Origin of the sequence: Paenibacillus sp. TAB_01 (assembly GCF_043945595.1) — a bacterium.
Taxonomy (GTDB): Bacteria; Bacillota; Bacilli; order Paenibacillales; family NBRC-103111; genus Paenibacillus_S.
Genome location: NZ_JBIFNP010000001.1, coordinates 1,382,560 through 1,402,136, shown reverse-complemented (window position 1 = coordinate 1,402,136; position 19,577 = coordinate 1,382,560). Strand labels below are relative to the sequence as shown.

The window sequence follows — 19,577 nt, the reverse complement described above, 5'->3', positions numbered from 1 at the left end:
ATTCATTTTAAAAAATGAGCGAACTTATCCGGGGCATTCCGAATGTCTTGAGCCAACTTCTCATATTCAGCGGATAATTTGACCGAACGAACTCTTTTGGCATCTTGATCGCGCGGCTCAATGAATCCTTCTTCTCTCCAATGACTTACCTTTTCCCTTATTGAACGATCCGACAAACGCAGCAGTTCCCTCATTTCGCTTGTCGTTAGGGTGTCTTGTTTAAAGGTTAATTGAGCGAACACCATTCTTTGCTGGGGATCTAACTTGCGAATCAGATCCGGTTCGATTTTCGTCATTTGGGCGGATTTCTCCGTTACGATGGCTGCGGCTTCTTGAAAAACCTCCGCCAAACCATCAATAAAGAACTCCAGCCAAGGCGTAAAGTCAGCCTCATTCCGCCCAAAATAATAATTGTGATGGAGACCCAACTGGAGTCGGCGATAATATTCAGCCAAGTTGCGGTCATAGAAATTCTCGAGTACAAATAATCCCTTTAAGCCATATCCGCCACGGCGTAAAAGATAGGTCGTAATCATTCGGGCCGTTCGGCCATTCCCATCCATATACGGATGTACTGTCAGAAACTGCCACATGAATATACCAGCCTTGATAGGAACCGGAACCGAATACGTTTCCGGTGAGTTCACCCAGGCCACCAGATCTTCCATTAATACAGGGACATCTTCCCATTCCGGCGGCAAATAAAAACCGGAAGCGTTTCGGCTGCCTACTTGATTTTGTTCTTCGCGGTAGTCGCTGATACGCGGTCTTCGTCCATGCGATATTCGGATAATAGCATGCAGCTTTTTAATAAATTCCTCTGTGACCGGGAGCTGCCTTTTTTCGGCTTCATCCAGGTATTCCAAAGCTTTCATTAAGTTATAAACCTCTTGCTCCTCATTGTCATTGCTGGTTTGGTACAAAACTTTTCGCTTCGTCGCCTCGTCAAGTGTGTTTCCTTCAATTTTTGTGGAAAGAATGACCGTCTGTTCCATCGATTCTTTCTTAAGCAAATCTAAAATTGATGCAGGTAATGGAAGCAGATCCACCACAACACTTGCACGCTGTATATCCATTAGTCTGCGGGCAATAGCGTCTGTTATTGAATACTTGGGTGTGAACATAACATCACCTTCCTTAATAACATTATACCATTGCCGCTATTTTGCCGCAAAATCATTATTTGAGTGAATGATTATTCTATAAATCAAAAAATTATTTTTCCAGAACTTCACTACTTTGTTTAGGCAAGGTCCGTTTCTCAACAAACTGCCTCGGCGAGCAGCCGAAATGCCTTTTGAATAATTGATAAAACTGGGCTGGACTGGTAAACCCTACTTTGCCGCTGATTTCAGTTACTGACCACGCCTCTGTCAGCAAAAGCTGTTCTGCCCGTTTCATTCGGCGCATCTGGACGTACGACGTAAACGTCATCCCCATTCCTTTTTTGAACAGTTTGGCAAAATAACTGCTATTATAGTTCAGCTTGCTGCTTATATCCGCAATTTGGCAAGAACATTCCAGCTGCTGCTCGATATAGACAAGGGCAGGCCGCAATTTCTCCGCCAGCTTTGGGTCCATCGGTTGGATGATGCCGGCATCATCCATCTGAATTAACGTGTACATGAGCCTTTTCAAGCTGGCATTGATAGAGAGCTCGTAGCCCCGCTGTTGTATCGTCATATCGTGCAGCATCTGATGGATAAGCTGGTGAAGTGACCTGCAGGCTTGCCGGGTATTTGCGCAGCGTTTCATTGAGCTGAGTTAAATTGGCCGAGCGGCCGGTAAATGCGGCGAGATACGGAAGCAAGGATGGGTCCATAAAAGCCGCCATATCAACATGGCAGACGATATACAGCAGATCGTCATGTTTATGTTTATGAGATCTGTGCAACTCATTGGAGCCCAATATCACCACATGACCAGCTTGCAGATTATAGCTGAAATGTGTTGTTTCCATCGTCAGCGTACCTTGCAGCACAGCGATGAACTCCACTTCTTCATGATAGTGCCAGGGCCCATATTGAACGGATGGTTGGCTGGAATGATGTACGGTCCATAGTTTAATCCGGAAATTCGGATCTGCATAATCCACTTGTTCTTTATCGTAAGCTGTCAGATTCACATTCACTGGCATGAGATTCCTCCTGCACTTCACTGTTACTCCCATCATATCATGAATGTCCGTTTTCAAGATAATTGAAGCTTATATCAAGAGGCATTGGGGTATGGACTCCTTTAGAATAAAGAGAAGAGTTTACATGTCGAAGGAGCGATACACAATGCATGAAATCGAGACACTCCCCGATGACCATGATCTTAGGCTGCCTGCTTGGGGCCTTATACCAAACAATATATGGGAATCTCCCATATCAGCGATCAAGCGCGCGGCTTGCGTTTTGATCTTAGTTTAATGCCTGGCTTCTACAGGAGAAAAATGGACATTCCCAACGTGCTGTGGGAATCTGGCTATCATCCATGGGAGGCGACGGCGGATTACAGCTTCTTCTCCCACCGCCATGAGCTTGAATGGAAAGATCGAGTCTATGCCGACATTTCCTTCAGCCGCCTAGCCGATCAGTGCCGTCTGATTCGAGTATCGTTCGTGAACCAATCCGAGCATCCGCAAAACCTGGTACTGCACTGGATGGCTTCGCTTCAGCCGCCTCGCCTTCTCGGGCACGGTGACGTACAAATCTGTGCAGAGGCGCAGCTGCCAGATGGCGCTGTGTGGGTTGATGCGCTAGATTACAGCGAATTGAATTTCGCACGCCCGCGGCCGTCGGACGGCTTGGTCTATGACGGTTTTCTTAGGGGTGAAATTCGCGGCCAGCATTTTACGGGAGGATCCGCCATAGGATGCCACTTCGGTGCCGGCCAAGGGGACTTGCTGCGCTATGAGATCCACCTCGCAGATTCTTTAACAAACGCCGTACTCCTGCTGCGCTATCAAGCGGAGAACAGCGGAGAGCTTGAGCTTCAAATTGGACATCAGACCTACCGATTCGATGTAGAAGCTTCCAACTCCCTCCGGGTTGCCCTTCTGCCGATCGGGACGCTTGCAGCAGGTGACTTCACGCTTACCTTATCTGCTTGCGGCTCCGGCCCCTTGGTACTGGACGGCTTTACCCTGCTCGAACACAATGCTGTCGAGGAGGTTGTCTTTGCCGACCGCTCCTGGCACATCGAGCCTGAATTATTGGAAGGGCCCGTTCCCGGCAGCCTGATCCTCCGATATAAAGATTGCCCTTATCATTACGGCCTTTTGTGGAACTATCCCAATGTCGAGATACGACAATACAACAACGACGAGCTGGATCGGTATGCCCGTCATACGGTGCATAACCACGTGGATGCCGTCTTGCAGGGGAATGGGAAGGGTCACTTTACGAATGTGTTCATGCGTCCCATCCATGTCGTACCCGCTTCCTCGAAGATCCTGCATGGCATGGTCTGTTCCGGCACGTACGAAGAAGTGCTCGCCTCCCTGACAGCAATTTCGCTGGACTACGACACCTGCGAAGCCTTGTATGAAGCTGAACGCGCGAAGGTAATGCCGCCTCCCTCCTATGCTGCCGGTGGCGCCTATGCGTTCAGCCAGCAGCTTATGCGAGCTGCGCTGCTAACCAATACCGTCTTCCCGGTCTACACCAAACGCAGGTATATTCGCCACAACACGCCAGGGCGCTGGTGGGATTCCCTATATACATGGGATTCAGGGTTTATCGCACTCGGGTTCTCCGATTTGGATGCAGGGCGCTCCATCGACTGCTTGAATGCGTATATGACAGAGCCTGGTGACCGTCAGGCCGCCTTCATTCATCATGGCAGCCCGGTGCCCGTGCAGCATTATGTGTTTCTTGAGCTGTGGAACCAAGGGCAGTCTCCCGCCTTCTTGAATCATTTTTATCCGCGATTACGTCAGTATTATTTGTTCCTGGCCGGGAAAATTAACGGGTCTACTACCGGCCTGCTGCGCTCAGGATTGCTGAAAACATGGGATTACTTCTATAATTCCGGGGGGTGGGACGACTATCCGCCGCAAAAATATGTGCATGAGCAAGCGCTGGAAGCAGCCGTTGCCCCTATTGTGACAACGAGCCAGGCCATTCGTATTGCCAAAATCCTGAAAATGGCTGCCGCCATATCGGAGAACTGGCAGAAAGACATAAGAGAATACGAGCAGGATATCGAACGATGGAGCCATGCTTTGGAGAAGTACGCTTGGGATGAAGAAGCCGGTTATTACGGCTATGTAGTGCATAGCGAGCAGGGCGAGCCGGAAGGCCCACTACGGCACAGCTCCGGGGCCAATTACAACATGGGGATGGATGGGCTTTACCCGCTGGTCGCCGGCATCTGCAGTAAATCGCGTGCGGAGCGCCTGGTTGCCGCGCTGTTCGATGAGAAACGTTTATGGACGCCAATCGGCCTGTCCACCGTTGACCAAAGCGCGCCTTATTATCGGGCGGACGGCTACTGGAACGGTGCGGTTTGGATGCCGCATCAATGGTTTTTCTGGAAAACCATGCTCGATTTGGGTTACCCCGAGCTTGCTTTCCGCATCGCGGATACCGCTTTAAAGTTATGGAAGCGTGAGACCGAGGCCACCTATAACTGTTATGAGCACTTTATCGTGCAAACAGGCCGAGGCGCAGGCTGGCATCATTTCGGCGGTTTGTCGGCTCCGGTCGTCAATTGGTTTGCTGCTTATTACCAGCTTGGCAAAGTTTCCACCGGTTTTCATGTTTGGATGCTGCAGCAGTCCTTTAACGAAAGCTATACGGCGTATCAGGCGGAATTTCACTATGCGGGTGAAGCCGAACAAGCCTTCAGCATCGTGGTCAACATGGCGGAAGGCTTGCACTATGAAGCTGAGGGAACAGGATGTACCGTGCACTGGACGATGAACAGCTGCGGCGGTGTAGAGATGTGCATTTCCGATTGTATGCCGAAGGCCGCTGTGCGGATCCGGGCGCGTTAAAAGGTTTGTACGCAGCAGACCCCGCCTGTCTCTGGCGGGGCTCAAGCTTGTTGAGAAACCTTGTATTTGCGTGATACTCCGGTGGGGTATCTTCCTCCAGCCGCTGTTAAAATCCGTGAATGGGATTAGAATTTACGGTATTTTCACGGATTTTAAAGGCGGGCGTAAACTAAGCGTTTTTCGAAGAAAAAACGGGCTTCGTAAGCTTGAGTACCCCACCTGCGTCTGTACTCATTTTTCACTCAAGACAGGTTTCTCAACAGCCTAAGAACCCGCCTATCATTGATGTTGGCGGGTTCTGTTCGCGTTATTTTTTCATATAGATGGAATCTTAACCATCACTGTCGTTCCACGACCAAGTTGACTCTCTATCTCTACCCCGTAACCCTCTCCAAACAGCAGCTTTATCCTATTATTAATATTGGAAAGCCCTATATTTTTCCCTTCTAAACTAGTTTTCGCTCTCTCCGAATACTCCATATGCAGGTTCGCCTTTATGCGTTCCAGTTCCTCTTGACCTATCCCTTTCCCCGTATCGGTTACTTGAAAACAGATATCGCCATTCTCGTCAATACGGCCGCTGACACAAAGTCGTCCTCCTGCGTCCATACTTTCGAGTCCATGATAGACGGAATTTTCCACAATGGGCTGCAGGATCATTTTAGGTGTTTTCATACCCAACAGCTTGTCATCAACCTTCACTTCCAAAGAGAACTTGTTTTCATATCGAATGGAAATAATATTGAGATAGGCCTTAATACATTGAACCTCATCGCTTATTAAAACGAGTTCGCTTTTTTCAATACTATATCGAAAAATCTTGGACATGCTTGAAGTCATCTGCGCGATTTCCTTACTGCCGTATTCCAGACCGATACTACTAATGCAATTTAAAGTATTATAAAGGAAATGCGGGTTGATTTGACTTTGCAAGGCAGAAAACTCCGCCTGTTTTTTGCTCAATTCAGCCTCATATAATCTTGCCTGGGTAGTAACAACGTGACTCGTCATCTCTTCCATTTTGTCAATCATATTATTAATATCATAAGCCAGAACGCCAACTTCATTGGTTGACCGAACCTTCACCCGGAAGCCTCGGTCGCGATTTCCAATTTTTTTCATATCGGAGACAAGCCCCATCACAGGTCTAGTCAGATTGTTTAAGAAAAAGTACCCCAGAATCATGATACTTACAATGATACCAATTCCTGCAATAATGCTAATGTTCTTAATCGCCTTCATGTCCGTTGTCAGCTCATGCACCGGTATCATACTGACGATCCGCCATCCGTCCGCCTGCCTCAAGCCTTTGGCCTGTACGATGACCTCTTCCCCATCGATTTTGGTTTTGACCCCATCAGTTAAACTTTGACTATCTATCGCAAGAATTTCCTTGAATACATTGCCATGCCATTGTGCATTATTTGCCGCAATGACCTCATTCTGGCTGTTAAGGATATACAAAGCTGAGTTAGGCGTCAATTCTGTGTTTTCCACAAGCTCTTGCATCTTGTCCCTATTCACGATGACTGAACAATAGCCTGTCTTTTTAGCAAATTGAACCCCGCCAATCGCCTCAATAATGGGGGCTATATAAAAGAAATATTCATTTCCTGTTTTCTCATCCTTTAATAGGCTTGTAAATTTCCCTTTACCGGCTGTTTCACTCTCATTTGTAAATGAATGAATAAAAGCAGTATATTGATTGGAAAACGTAATATCCCCGTTGGCCGTCGCCAGACTGGAAATTCTCCTTCCTTGGCTATCAGTAATCACAATGCCGCTCAAATAAGAATTAAAGAGCCTCATATATTCAACGAGGTCGATGACATACGTGCCAATGTCAAAGCTCCTTTTATAGTCATCCTCTGCAACGGTAAATTCCTGTACCCATTTATTATCCACAGCTATGTTGGTGCTGACTTGAATATCGTTAAAAACGGAATCGATCTTTTGGCGAGTTTGTTCTATGATCGTATTCCCATAATTTATAGCTCTCTTTTGGGTTAAATTATAAAAGCTATAGTAGGAATAGCATTCCATGATGGTAAATATGAGAATCGAAAATAAAAAGATCAGTACGATCTGATGTTTAAGCTTGAGTCTGCTAATCTTCAAGTTTCCCCCACTCCAGTCAGCCTTTTCTGAATTTCGTAGGCGTAATCCCACAATGCTTCTTAAATACTTTATTGAAATAATAATAGTCCAAATAACCTACTTTGGTTGCAATTTCTTCAATGGACAGCTCTGTACTTTTCAATAGCTCACAAGCTTTTTTGATTCTCAAATCGGTTACATAGCCCGAAAAGGTTTTGCCCAAAACTTTTTTGAACAGTTGGCAGCAGTACACTTGGTTGATCAGAAATTTGACAGATAAATCTTTCAAATACAGCTCTTCCTGATAATGATTGTCGATATATTTCACCAGCTGGGTAAAATAAGCGTGCTTATCGTTTTCATGGATGGACTGGCCGTTAAGCTGCTTTAAGTAGATGAAAATATCATTTAAAAAGCTGCATAAGGAATCAAAGTTTTCAAATCGTTCCTTCAGTTCAGAATAGTTGAGGAAATCAAGCTCCATGTCCTTCAATTCTTCGTAATAGGTGCCAACCAAGGTGCTGACCACTTGATTCCATACATAAACGACTTCTCCCATACCTAAATGATAAGATGAGAAGAAATTCTTCATTTTCTGCATGATGTCATCCAGGTCTTCAAACCTTTTCTCTTTTATACTGGAAGCCATGCCATCGATAAACGAATTCACCAAACTGAGCTTGGGCTCATATTCAAATATCCCTTGTTCCTCATGCAAAAATGGCTGTGAAGCTGCAAGATCGGATTCCTTGATGAGCTTGGCCATGTGATCGTAATTCGTAGAAATGGAGCTAATTCCTATCGATTTTATATTCGAGCCTGTGAGTATTGCCGCATCCAATTGAACATCCAGCTCTGATTTCTTATCACTTTTGAGAATGTACAGCGTCTTTCTTGAGCCCAATTCAACCTCTAAGGTCTGCTCAATACCGCCAAACTGAATGGCTTGACCCTCCTTGATCTCACTATTGGAATACACGATAACGACACGCAAATAATTATCCGATGCATTATCCAAAAATGGCGTCAAACTTTTTAAATCACTTTTATCCGGTGCGGTAAGCGCCTCTAAAATAAGGTTATTTCGAACGCTTCGCTTCTTGGAGAAATGCAAGGCCAGCTTTTCCATTAAGGGATCCGCCAGCTCGATATCCAAGGGCTTGAGACAATAATCCAGCGCACCGTATCTTATAGCCTCCTGCGCATAAGCAAATTCAGCGAAACCGCTTACAACAACGAAGTCAACGTCCAATCCCATGTCTTTCGTCATCCTCATAAGGTCAAGGCCGGAAATATCGGGCATTCTGATATCGGTAAAGACCAGATCGGGAGATCCCTCAGAAATGAACTCCATGGCCTTGTGGGCACTTGTAAATTGACCTATGATCTCGAACCCGTATTGATGCCAGTTAAAGGCATTCCTTATTCCTTTTATCGCCCAAGGTTCATCATCTACAATAATTACACTATACATCAGTACCTCCGTGATCGTTGATCATTGAAACCTGTTAATGACTTCCCGATGAAGATTTTTTATGTAAATAATAGTACTCTAAATTTTGATGAATAAAATGTATTTTTATAAATTAATTTTGTAATTATTTATGTTTTTATCTGATCAATGGTATTGTAAGCCTTTCAGTTGTGAAAGTATATACTCAATTAAAGCAAAAAACCTAGGCCGGGGCCTAGGTTTAGAGTACATCAATTAGGTACGAGTTTAATATAATCAAGCGACAGATCGTAGTCTGAGCTTGAAGCATTTTTACCTGTAACATTAAACTTGAAGGATTTATCGCCTGCGGAACTGAAGGTTATCGTTGCCACATTCAGTTCCACATAGTTAAATGCACTTGAATATAAATCCTGAACTGCACCGTGATTTATACCGTTGACCGACAACTGGAACTGTCCCCTGTTGTTACCCTTTTTCACACCGACCTTTACAGTATAGGTGCGTGCCTCAGGCACATTCACTGTGTAAGTCACATAGTCGTTGACTCCACTGGCGTTCAGCGCAGTTCCAAATCCCCCGCTCAGACTGAGGTCCCGGCCGGTTCCATTGCCGAACATGGCGTGTTTGGCACCCGAGGTTGCGCTTACAATTAAATTTTCAGTTTCATATCGGCTGCTTTGAACGGAAATATTATCGAATTTGGCAGCTGAATTGAATGTCCTGACTCCTGTTTTCCCCCCAGTATAGGTGGAATCCGTCACACTAACCTTAGGTGCAGCCATATCATCCACATAAACCTGAATGGACGCGCCTTGTGCTACAATTTTGACGTGATACTTTGTATTCGCCGTTAAGCTCATAGAAGCAGCGGCGAGCGATGTCCAGTTGTTGTTGGCCTTGCCAATGAACACCTTCTGATTGGGAACATCGAGTCCGGCATAGTAGCCTTGGTAAGCATCCGTACCTGTTCCAGGATTAGATACCCTGAATACCAGACCCGCATCGCCGGTTGAACCGGGTGTCACATCCGCTTCATAAACCAGATCTGAGAAATTGGTGTCCAGAAGAGCCTTGGCCCCTGGATTTGATCCTACATTATACTGACCGCCTGATGCTGTCCATGTGCCGCCATATGGGGTCCATCCTGTATCATTACCGTCTTCAAAGTTATCTTCCACGGCCATTTCGACGGGTTTAATCGTATTATCGGCATTAAACTCAAATTTATCGTATGCCAGCACGCGTTGTCCGCTGCTTAGATAACGCTTATGGTAAAAAATGTACCAATCATTGGTTACAGGCGATTGAACAATACCATTATGACCAGGCCCATCTGCTGTTGTCGTATCCGTATGCAGCATAATGCCTTGTGGTACAAAGGGTCCTGTTACCGAGCTCGACGTTGCATACATGACCTTGTAAGAAGAATCTGCCCATACCCCGGCAGCATAATTCATATAGTAGATCCCGTTTCTCTTGAACACTTTGGGCGCTTCAAAATAATCATTATCGCCCGTTTTAGTGGGCGTAACTTTCTTATAGACAGTTCCGTCAGGCCATGTTCCCAGCGATTTCATGTCAGCGTTAAGCTTTACAACATTGCATTCGCCCCAGCTGCCATAATACATATAAGCCTGACCGTCATCATCAATAAATACATCCTGATCCATTGGACCTGCGCCATTTCTGACAACATTTATAAGGGGGGCGCCGATCGCATCGGTATAGGGACCTTCTGGGTTATCCGCCACGGCAACGCCAATTCCGCCTAATTGACCATCGCCATTGATTGCGTTAGCAGCAAAGTAGATGTAGTATTTCCCATTGCGGTAAACCCCGTTGGGTGCCCACAATGAGTCTTCTAACCATGATATATTAGCAGAGCTTATGACATTGGCGTGTTTGGTCCAATTGACCATATCGGTTGAAGAGAAGATATCCATCGATTTCGCGCCCGCGCTGGAGGGCTCGCCAGGTTGACTTGCACGAGTCGGATACACCCAATAGGCCCATCATAAATCTGTACATCCGGGTCTGCATAATAGCCATCCACGAATTGTGGTCCGGCGTGAATCGGAGCAGCGTAAGCTAATCCCGACGAGGATGCGAACAAGCTAATGACAATTGAAGCGCAAAACAATACCCAACTGGATTTTTTGATTTTTCCCATGAGACAACCTCCTTTTTTGACTTACAATTTACTTTCCTTGTTTAACAACAAAATTTTACTTGCTGATTGTCGGCTCCTTTTGTAATCCCACAAGTTGTTATACTCCCCATTCCATTGGAAGCGCTGTCAAAAACCGTTGTCTTCGGCGATTGAATGACTGACGTGCCATTCGTAATGCCAGCTCCGGTGCCATTTACATATTCACCACCTCCTACAGGCTGTATCCGCCACTGCTGCCCGATGTAATCCAGAAGGAGCCGCGGTCGGTTGGAATCACAGACCATCTTGGATGATTGGAGTTCTCATCATAAGCCGATTGATTGATATTCATATAAGCCGATGATTGAACAACGGCTTATATGAATTGTTGTACATGCTCTTCCGCTTACTTCTTACTTGCTTGCATTGCTTTGTAGATCTTCACATTTTCATCCGTCACAGCCTGCGCGCCTGCTGCCAGGTATTCTGCAACCAGCTTATCGTACAAAGCATCGAATTCTGGAGGCTTGCAGACGATCAGTTTATCCGTCATGAGCTTGTTCATATCCCCTAATGTTTTGCCGAACTTAATGTTGGACTCATTCGGCGTATCAAAGAAGAAGCTGGTGTACGTATCCGTCGTACTGATTTTGTACGATTGTTCTGCCACTTCTTCATATCCAGGCGCCGATGCAGCTAAAGCCTTAATATTTTTCTCAGGGTCGCCAAGCTCCACCCCATTGACCACCAGTGTGTAATCCAGATTCAGATAACTCGTCTGCATATTGTCCCCGGTCTGATTAATCACCTGCGGAATCCCGTTCACCATCTTGTGGTTGACTCCTTCTTGACCATATTGAAGGAAGAACAAGTTTTTCGGGTCGGCCATCCAGTTCAAATATTTAATAGCCAGCTCCGCATTTTTACTGCTCTTAGGAATAATGACATTGACGCCGTTCTCGTTATATGCGATTTTCTTATACTTACCTTCGTAATTTTGGAACACGTCAATCGGCACATAGTTTGCAGTCGGCACATTGGCTTTTAAGGGCTGGCTAATATTTTGCCGTAACGGATAATCCCAATTGGCGCTGAAAAATCCGATTTTGCCGTTCGTCAGATCGGCATCCGCTTGCTTGGCTGTTTTGTCTAAAGCGAAATCAGGGCTAATTAATTTTTCATTGTAGAGCTTGTTCAGAAACCTCATCGCATCCTTGTTGCCGGGTCTTAACCAGCTGTACGGAGCCGTAACGAATTGCTCCTCCGACTCTTTCCCCCAGAAGGATTCGCCTAAGTTTCCATAGTTATAATTCAAACCCGTTGCAGCTAAGCCCCAAGGGATAACGCCATCGACGCCTCCCGGATTTTTATCGCGGAATGCAACTAAAGTGTTATATAATTCATCCCTCGTCGTAGGAACAGGCATCCCTAATTTATCGAGCCAATCCTTTCGAATAAACATGCCATTCCATGCCAGCGAAGTTCGTTTGGCAGGAATCGCCATCTGTTTTCCATCGAATAGTCCATAAGAAAGCACGGTCTTACCCAAATAATTCGTTAATTCTTTGCCATGCTTAGCCAATAAATCGTTCAATTGAACAATACCGTTCACTTTAGCGTATCTGGATACGGTTGCGCTGTCATAAGTAAATGAGACATCGGGCGCCTCCCCTGCTGCCATCAATACATTGAGCTTGTCAATTTCTTGAGATCTGGGTACCGCAACAAATTTCACAATCGCATTGTTCTGTTTACCGAAATTATCATTGATATACCGGGTCCACGTATTATTGTTCAGATCCGGCTGTCCCTGTATGCCTCTGTCAAATACTTCAACTGTTAGTGTAACCGGAGGACTGGAAGGTGTTGAAGCTGCCGGTGATGCCGATTGGCTTACTTTATCACTCTCGCCTCCACATCCTGCCAAAGCACCTATGAATAGTGTTGAAACCGGCAGTACAACCAACATTTTTTTCATTTTCATTTTTATGACCTCTCCTTTATCATTTTCAGCAAAAAAACCGACTTTTCCGCAGTGCCTGGTCCAATAACCACCACCCTTCACTCCGCCCTCCTATCCTTTAATTGCCCCCGTCATGACGCCATCCACAAAATATTTTTGAAGTTTCGGGTAAACAACCAAGATGGGAACGGTTGCAAACATAACACTTGCCGCTTTCAATGACTCAGGAACAATATAAGCCCCAACACTGCCTTCACCTTGCTGGGTATCGAGCTGCTGGTTCGCCGTGATGATTTGGTACAGCTTTAATTGCATCGGATACAGATTCTTATCTGTGATATAAAACAGCGCATCCTGAAAACCGTTCCATCTATCCACCGCATAAAAGAGGCTTAACGTTGCTATAGAAGGCAAAGATAACGGAAGAACAATTCGTACCAGGATTCCGAGATCATTACAACCGTCAATCGAGGCCGATTCTTCCAAGCTTTCCGGAAGCGATGCAAAAAAGGTTTTGAGGATGATTAAATTGAAAACACTCATAGCGCCTGGCAAAATTAAGCTCCACATCGTATTCATCAAATCCAGATTTTTCACAAGAATATAGCTGGGTATTAAACCTCCGCTAAAATACATGGTGAATACCAGAACGGTTAAAATCAAGCTTCTTCCCATTAGTCTTTGCTTTGTCAGCGGATAAGCTGCACAAACCGTTAAAAACATACAAACCAGTGTATAGACAATCGTCAGCACAATCGTGTACCCAAGTGTATAAATCATTTCAACATCGCTTAGAATCGTTCGGTACGTTTCAAGTGTGAAGTCTACCGGCCAAATGGCGACCTTCTGAGAAATAATGGCATCATTCGAACTAAGAGAGAGCGAAATCATATATAAAAATGGAATTAAACAAGTAATGGATACAATCGTTATGATTAAAATAATACTTATATCGGTAAAATCGATTCTTTTGTTTCTATTCAACAAACTCACACTCCTTACCAAATTCCCTGCTCACCCATTTTTTTGGAAATATAATTGGCTGCCACTAACAAGATTAACCCTACAACCGATTGAAACAATCCAACGGCGGTTGCCTGCGAGAAATCGCCGGACCCAATGCCAATCCGATACACATAGGTACTGATGACATCGGAGTATTCATTGACCAGTGAATTCCCCATCACAAATGGCCGGTCAAACCCGATCGAGAGCATCCTGCCTATTTGTAAAATCAGCAAAATAATAATCGTAGGCTTAATCCCAGGCAAAGTAATATGCCATATTTTACGAAGCCTGCTGCATCCATCGATATCTGCCGCCTCATATAACTCCTTATTGATGCTAATGATGGAAGCCAAATAAATAATGGTTCCCCATCCCACGCTCTGCCATATCCCGATAGCCACATACATAATCAACCAATTTGTTTTCTGAGAAAGAAACTCAATTTTACCAATCCCGATACTGGATAAGACCGTATTCGCCATACCGCCTGATGAGAATAGCAGATAGACCATACCGCCAATGATGACCCAGGATAAGAAGTGCGGTAAATATAAAATGGTTTGGGTCACTTTTTTAAATCGGACATACGGGATTTCACTCAACAATATGGCCAGGATGATCGGTGCAGGGAACCCCGCTACCAAATCCAGAAGGTTCAACACAAGCGTATTGGTAAGCGCACGGTAAAAACTATTTTGTTCGAAAATGAATTTGAAGACATCAAGCCCAACCCACTCACTGCCGCTGATTCCCTCGAAAATGTTATAATCCTGAAAAGCCATCAGCACGCCATAGATAGGGGCATATTTAAAAATAAGAATATACGCCATCGGCAGCAGTAACAGCAGGTATAAGAGTGAATCTCTTTTTAAACTATGCAGAATACGGTTCTTTTTCTTTAATTGCGTATTCTCTCTATAGTTTTCTAAAACCGCTTTCATTTGTATCGTTCCTCTCCTCCTAATGTGTAACGAACATAACCTCCTGCGAAATCATTTGAGTACCAATCTTGTAAAGAGATCTCATGCAAAGAATTATACTCTCATGACTTTTTATTAAAATGTAATTTTATAAATTATTTTTGTAATAATTTTATATTTGCCAATCACAAGAAAACCCCACAAAGTGGGGCGTATGCTTCGAGGCGGACTCAGGTACTTTGCGGGGCACCCGAAAATTTATAAATTCTATCATGTTAAGAAAAAGACTGCCGATCGTGCCGGCAGCCTGAGCTTGTCGAGAAACCCTGAATATGTGTGATACTCCGGTGGGGTATCTTCCTCCAGCCGCTGCGTTGGTACGCATGGTTCACCTCGTGCGGCTTTCTCGGCAGCCTCCCGTTGAACTCGGATTAATTACCTTCCCCTCCAATGTTATTTTTTCCTTTCCGGTAATGGGACGGCGATAGGCCGACAATGTCGCTAAAAGTTGAAGAAAAATAATGTTGGTCCGCAAAGTGCAGCTTGGTGGAAATTTCGTTGATGGTGAGATGCGTATTCAGCAAATAATGCTTGGCCAGCTCGATTTTATGTTTGCGGAAATAAGCATAAGGCGTGATCCCGTACGTTTCCCGAAACAGCTTGATGATATAATTTTTCGAATATCCAAGCTGGATGCCAACATCGTCCAGGTCCAGCCGGTTTTCAATGTTAACGTCCAGGCATAATTTGATCTGCGCCGCAGCGGAGAGCACTTTATGCTCCAAATGGTTCTTCAAATGCAGAACGATCTTCAACAGCATCACCGAGACTTCATCGACCATTTCGGAATAACTCTTATTGCTGGCGGACGTGATATTGATGATTTCATTCATATAAGAAAGAATGCTGCAGTCTTTTACGATATACGTATCTGCAGGTAAATATTGCTTAAACAAATACTCGGCAAACTCCCCGTAAAAAACAACCCAGATTTTAGTCCAAGGATGATCTTCACTGGAATAATAAATATGATCGCTGTCTCGGGTCAAAATATAGACGTCATTTTTGTGAGGATACACGGTTTGGGAGTTAATCTCCAGAACGCCGCTGCCGTCCATGATGTATTCGAACGAAAACAGGTTCTGTCCATGCCGCTCAATCCGGTAATTTTTGTCGCAATAAGAGATGCCCGACATGACAACATTCAGTGGAAACCTGGAATCACACATATGCCAAAAATTATATACTTCTTCCCGCATGATTATAATCCTCACATTTTCAATTACATTTCCTATTATTATAACCCCAATAAAGTGATAAATTAAACTATAGGCAGTACATTTGTTTTGCATCATACCTTATCCTTATCCAGGACGAAAACAGGAGGAATTGAAATGAATTTGCGGGCTCCAGCTGTTCCACTAATTACGGTAGATCCTTATTTTTCCGTTTGGTCGATGGCCGACCGTCTGAATGATTCGGACACCAAGCATTGGACGGGCAAACCTCATCGGATGACCGGAACGGCTTCGGTAGATGGCAAAGAGTATCTTTTTATGGGCGATACGCCAAACATTCTGAAAATGGAACAAATTAGTCTGGACATCACTGCACTCTCAACCACCTATCGTTTTATATGTGATGAAATTCATTTAGAGGTTACCTTCACGACTCCTCTTCTGATGGATGATTTGAAACTGTTGTCCAGACCCGTATCTTATATTCATACGAAAGCCTGGAGCCATGACGGGCGTAACCATAGTGTGACGATTACCATTACAGTGGACGACGAGTTATGCCAAAATTTGAAATACGAGTTTCCGACCGAATATGCCGATCTTAGCCGGCCGGGCTTTGCCTGCGGCAGGGTTGGCAGCAAGATCCAGAGAGTGTTAAGCGCAGCGGGGGATGATCGCAGGATTAATTGGGGATACCTTTACCTCGCTTCAAGCCACAAGCATTCCGTGCTAAAGGCTTCAACCGGGACGAATACATACGGCACCTTGAACCATACGATGGCGCTGTCGATCTCATTAGATACGGAACACAATGCGGAGGGACTATTTGCCGTCGCTTATGACGATATCAAGGCGATTGAATATTTTCACGAGCCGCTGAATGCTTATTGGAAAAAAGACGGCCAAACCATCGAGGAAGCGATCCAGCAAGCTCTGGACGAGTACGATCATCTTGCCAGGAAATGCGAGCTGTTCTCATCCAGGCTGTATCAGGATGCCAAGGAATCAGGCAATGAAAAATATGCGGATCTGTTATCCCTTGCCTACCGGCAAGCTGTTGCTGCGCATAAAGTTTGCGTGGATGCCAATGGAGACGTGTTGTTTATTTCTAAGGAAAATTTCAGTAACGGGTGTGCCGCGACGGTCGACGTGACCTACCCTTCCATCCCTCAATTTTTGCTTTATAACCCGGAGCTTGTCAAAGGGATGCTAAGACCGATTTTCAAATATGCCGCCATGGAGGTTTGGCATTACGATTTTGCTCCCCACGATGTCGGGACCTATCCTCTCCTTAACGGACAGGTATATAGCAGCGGGACATGCCCGACTTGGCAGATGCCCGTAGAAGAATGCGGAAATATGCTGATCTGCTGCGCGGCAGTTGCGCTTGCGGAAAATGACATTTCGTTCGCTCAGGAGCATTGGAGCCACCTCGACAAATGGTGTAATTACCTCATCGCTAACGGAGTAGACCCGGATAACCAGTTATGCACGGACGATTTCGCGGGGCATCTGGCCCATAACTGCAATTTGTCGATTAAAGCGATGATGGGGATCGCCAGCTTCTCTCTTCTGAACCGCTTAGCCGGAAACGAGGACAAAGCAGAAGAACTGATGAAAATTGCCGGGTCCATGGTTGAGAAATGGCTGATGATGGCCGCAAATGAGGATGGTACCTTCCGTCTGGCCTTTGACCGTCCCGGCTCCTTTAGTATGAAATACAATGCGGTATGGGATCAAATTTTCAGTCTGAATTTATTCCCTAAAGATACTTTCAAGGCAGAGACGAAAGCCTATATCGAGAAGCATTCCGGTCCTTACGGCCTCATGCTGGATAATCGCAATACCTACACCAAATCGGATTGGCTGGTGTGGAGCGCTGCGCTTTGTGACAACAAGGAAGATTTCACGACCCTCGTGGACCGCCTGTGGGTTGCTTATAATGAGTCGGAAAGCCGGGTTCCGATGACGGATTTTTATTCAACGACCACCGCAAAAATAGAAAGCTTCCAAAACCGATCCGTTCAGGGCGGGCTATTCATTAAATTGCTTATGGACAAAGGAATTGAATGCTTGCGAAAGTGAATAACGTTCATTGTTGACAAAAAAGCACGCCTCCCACTGATTTCCGCAATCCAATGGGGGGGGCGTGCTTTTCACGTAACAGCGTTTCTAGGGCCAGTCTAAATGGATCTCCTTGAGTTTAGCCATCCGAGCCCGGGTGCTAACATCCACCTATCCAGCCTCAAAGAGCCGGCCATCCCGAAAATGCACTACCCGCTTCGCCTGCTGCGCAATCGCCAGATCATGCGTAATCAAAACAATCGTCCTGCCCTGCTCATTCAATCTCTTAAAAATGTCCAAAATCTCCACACCCGTCTTCGAATCCAGTGCTCCTGTCGGCTCATCCGCCAAAATAATTGACGGATCGCCAGCCAGCGTCCGGGCAATCGCAACCCGCTGCTGCTGCCCGCCGGAAAGCTCTGAAGGCAGGTGTCGCTTGCGCTCTCCTAAATCGACCGCTTCCAAAGCCTGCATGACAAGCGGCTCCCTTTCACGCCTGCTCATACCGCGATAAATGAGCGGCAACTCCACATTCTCATACGCATTAAGCCGTGGCAGCAAGTTAAAGCTCTGAAAAACAAATCCAATCTTCCGATTCCTTATTTCGGCCAACTGGGCATCCTTCAGCTGATGAATTGCCTTCCCATCCAACACGTAGTCTCCATGATCGGCAATATCTAAGCAGCCAATAATATTCATCAACGTCGACTTGCCCGACCCCGATGGCCCCATAATCGCCACAAACTCGCCATAGTCAATCTCTAACGATATATCATCCAATGCCCGAATCATTTCCCCGCCCATCACATAGTTCTTACTCACATGCTCGATCTGGATTAAGGTCATTCCCTGCGCCTCCATTACTTGATCCCAAATAAATGAAGTATGCGACTTATCAACCTTACCGGCCTTACCGCTTCGCCTTATAAAACTCATGATACAGCTTCATCAGCGCCCGCTTCTCGATCCGCGACACATAGCTGCGGCTGATCCCCAGCTCCTTCGCAATCTCCCGCTGCGTCCGCTCTTCCCCGCCATGCTCGAGCCCGAAGCGGCCCACGACAACTTCCTTCTCACGGTCGTCCAATATATCCAGGTTCTTATATATTTTCGATTTCTCGATTTTCAACTGCACCTTATCCACGACATCGTCGGCTTCCGTACCGAGAATATCAATCAATGTGATCTCATTTCCCTCCTTGTCCGTTCCGATCGGGTCATGCAGGGAGACATCCTTGCGTGTCTTTTTGAGGGAACGCAGATGCATTAATATTTCGTTCTCAATGCATCGCGCGGCGAATGTAGCCAGCTTGGTCCCTTTATCCGGACTGAACGATTCAATCGCTTTAATCAGTCCGATCGTTCCGATAGAGATCAGATCCTCTAGGTCTTCACCGGTATTGTCGAATTTTTTTACGATGTGAGCGACTAGCCGTAAATTATGCTCAATAAGTAAATTTCTCGAATGCTGGTTGCCCTCGGCCATTAATCGAAGATGCTTATCTTCTTCCGACTCAGACAGCGGCTGGGGAAAAGCGTTATTTTTAACATAGGAAACCAACAGCATTAATTCTTTAATAAATAAAGCTATAGCTGAGAAAAATCCAGGCACGTTGAGCCACCCCCACGATGAGATTAGTAACATTTTATGTGGGCTAGGGCCTATACGTGCCTGTACGTTTCAAATAAACACAGCTC

14 protein-coding genes are annotated in these 19,577 nt (G+C 45.5%); 2 read left to right on the top strand and 12 right to left on the bottom strand.

Translation table 11 applies throughout. The features are described 5' to 3' along the window. Nucleotides 1-2: 2 nt before the first annotated feature. The 3 genes from ACHHV8_RS06775 to ACHHV8_RS06765 form a co-directional block, all read right to left on the bottom strand. Entirely contained in the window at nucleotides 3-1,124 is a 1,122-nt protein-coding gene (locus ACHHV8_RS06775) for a Fic family protein (protein WP_395157598.1), read from the bottom strand. Between the two features lie 91 nt (nucleotides 1,125-1,215). After that, nucleotides 1,216-1,626: a helix-turn-helix domain-containing protein gene (locus tag ACHHV8_RS06770; RefSeq protein ID WP_395157597.1), complete on the bottom strand. Its 411-nt coding sequence runs from the start codon at nucleotides 1,624-1,626 to the stop codon at nucleotides 1,216-1,218. Next, on the bottom strand, nucleotides 1,601-2,137 hold the full coding sequence (locus tag ACHHV8_RS06765) for a cupin domain-containing protein (RefSeq protein WP_395157596.1): 537 nt from the start codon (nucleotides 2,135-2,137) through the stop codon (nucleotides 1,601-1,603). The genes ACHHV8_RS06770 and ACHHV8_RS06765 overlap by 26 nt, the downstream gene beginning before the upstream one ends. Before the next feature lie 300 nt (nucleotides 2,138-2,437). Here ACHHV8_RS06765 and ACHHV8_RS06760 point away from each other — a divergent pair, with 300 nt between their 5' ends. Beyond that, entirely contained in the window at nucleotides 2,438-4,984 is a 2,547-nt protein-coding gene (locus tag ACHHV8_RS06760; RefSeq protein WP_395157595.1) for an MGH1-like glycoside hydrolase domain-containing protein, read from the top strand. Nucleotides 4,985-5,299: 315 nt separating this feature from the next. Here the strand turns inward: ACHHV8_RS06760 and ACHHV8_RS06755 are convergent, their stop codons facing one another. From ACHHV8_RS06755 to ACHHV8_RS06725, 7 genes are all read right to left on the bottom strand, one after another. Next, entirely contained in the window at nucleotides 5,300-7,102 is a 1,803-nt protein-coding gene (locus ACHHV8_RS06755) for a cache domain-containing sensor histidine kinase (protein WP_395157594.1), read from the bottom strand. 16 nt (nucleotides 7,103-7,118) lie between these two features. Then, nucleotides 7,119-8,555 (bottom strand): response regulator transcription factor, encoded by a 1,437-nt coding sequence (locus tag ACHHV8_RS06750; RefSeq protein ID WP_395157593.1) that lies wholly within the window; start codon nucleotides 8,553-8,555, stop codon nucleotides 7,119-7,121. Between the two features lie 230 nt (nucleotides 8,556-8,785). Further along, nucleotides 8,786-10,537: a family 43 glycosylhydrolase gene (locus ACHHV8_RS06745; RefSeq protein WP_395157592.1), complete on the bottom strand. Its 1,752-nt coding sequence runs from the start codon at nucleotides 10,535-10,537 to the stop codon at nucleotides 8,786-8,788. Nucleotides 10,538-11,092: 555 nt separating this feature from the next. Further along, nucleotides 11,093-12,670 (bottom strand): extracellular solute-binding protein, encoded by a 1,578-nt coding sequence (locus ACHHV8_RS06740; protein WP_395157591.1) that lies wholly within the window; start codon nucleotides 12,668-12,670, stop codon nucleotides 11,093-11,095. A 90-nt stretch (nucleotides 12,671-12,760) separates the two neighbouring features. Further along, nucleotides 12,761-13,633, bottom strand: coding sequence for a carbohydrate ABC transporter permease (locus ACHHV8_RS06735; protein WP_395157590.1), 873 nt, complete (start codon nucleotides 13,631-13,633; stop codon nucleotides 12,761-12,763). 14 nt (nucleotides 13,634-13,647) lie between these two features. Continuing rightward, a complete protein-coding gene (locus ACHHV8_RS06730) occupies nucleotides 13,648-14,598 on the bottom strand; it encodes an ABC transporter permease (protein WP_395157589.1) in 951 nt (316 codons plus the stop codon). A 410-nt stretch (nucleotides 14,599-15,008) separates the two neighbouring features. Continuing rightward, entirely contained in the window at nucleotides 15,009-15,836 is an 828-nt protein-coding gene (locus tag ACHHV8_RS06725) for an AraC family transcriptional regulator (RefSeq protein WP_395157588.1), read from the bottom strand. An 87-nt stretch (nucleotides 15,837-15,923) separates the two neighbouring features. On the opposite strand from ACHHV8_RS06725, the gene ACHHV8_RS06720 reads away from it, so the two are divergent. Continuing rightward, entirely contained in the window at nucleotides 15,924-17,900 is a 1,977-nt protein-coding gene (locus ACHHV8_RS06720) for a glutaminase domain-containing protein (RefSeq protein ID WP_483874875.1), read from the top strand. A 150-nt stretch (nucleotides 17,901-18,050) separates the two neighbouring features. Here ACHHV8_RS06720 and ACHHV8_RS06715 read toward each other — a convergent pair whose 3' ends face one another. Together ACHHV8_RS06715 and sigK are read right to left on the bottom strand one after the other, a co-directional pair. Continuing rightward, nucleotides 18,051-18,725, bottom strand: a complete 675-nt coding sequence (locus ACHHV8_RS06715) for an ABC transporter ATP-binding protein (protein ID WP_395157586.1) — start codon at nucleotides 18,723-18,725, stop codon at nucleotides 18,051-18,053. Between the two features lie 64 nt (nucleotides 18,726-18,789). Next, nucleotides 18,790-19,491, bottom strand: coding sequence for an RNA polymerase sporulation sigma factor SigK (gene sigK, locus ACHHV8_RS06710; RefSeq protein ID WP_395157585.1), 702 nt, complete (start codon nucleotides 19,489-19,491; stop codon nucleotides 18,790-18,792). Nucleotides 19,492-19,577 lie beyond the last annotated feature (86 nt).

Coding starts and splice junctions, on each gene's coding strand:
- ACHHV8_RS06775 (WP_395157598.1), bottom strand. CDS start 1,124: ATGTTCACACCCAAGTATTCAATAACAGACGCTATTGCCCGCAGACTA.
- ACHHV8_RS06770 (WP_395157597.1), bottom strand. CDS start 1,626: ATGTACACGTTAATTCAGATGGATGATGCCGGCATCATCCAACCGATG.
- ACHHV8_RS06765 (WP_395157596.1), bottom strand. CDS start 2,137: ATGCCAGTGAATGTGAATCTGACAGCTTACGATAAAGAACAAGTGGAT.
- ACHHV8_RS06760 (WP_395157595.1), top strand. CDS start 2,438: ATGGACATTCCCAACGTGCTGTGGGAATCTGGCTATCATCCATGGGAG.
- ACHHV8_RS06750 (WP_395157593.1), bottom strand. CDS start 8,555: ATGTATAGTGTAATTATTGTAGATGATGAACCTTGGGCGATAAAAGGA.
- ACHHV8_RS06740 (WP_395157591.1), bottom strand. CDS start 12,670: ATGAAAATGAAAAAAATGTTGGTTGTACTGCCGGTTTCAACACTATTC.
- ACHHV8_RS06730 (WP_395157589.1), bottom strand. CDS start 14,598: ATGAAAGCGGTTTTAGAAAACTATAGAGAGAATACGCAATTAAAGAAA.
- ACHHV8_RS06725 (WP_395157588.1), bottom strand. CDS start 15,836: ATGCGGGAAGAAGTATATAATTTTTGGCATATGTGTGATTCCAGGTTT.
- ACHHV8_RS06715 (WP_395157586.1), bottom strand. CDS start 18,725: ATGACCTTAATCCAGATCGAGCATGTGAGTAAGAACTATGTGATGGGC.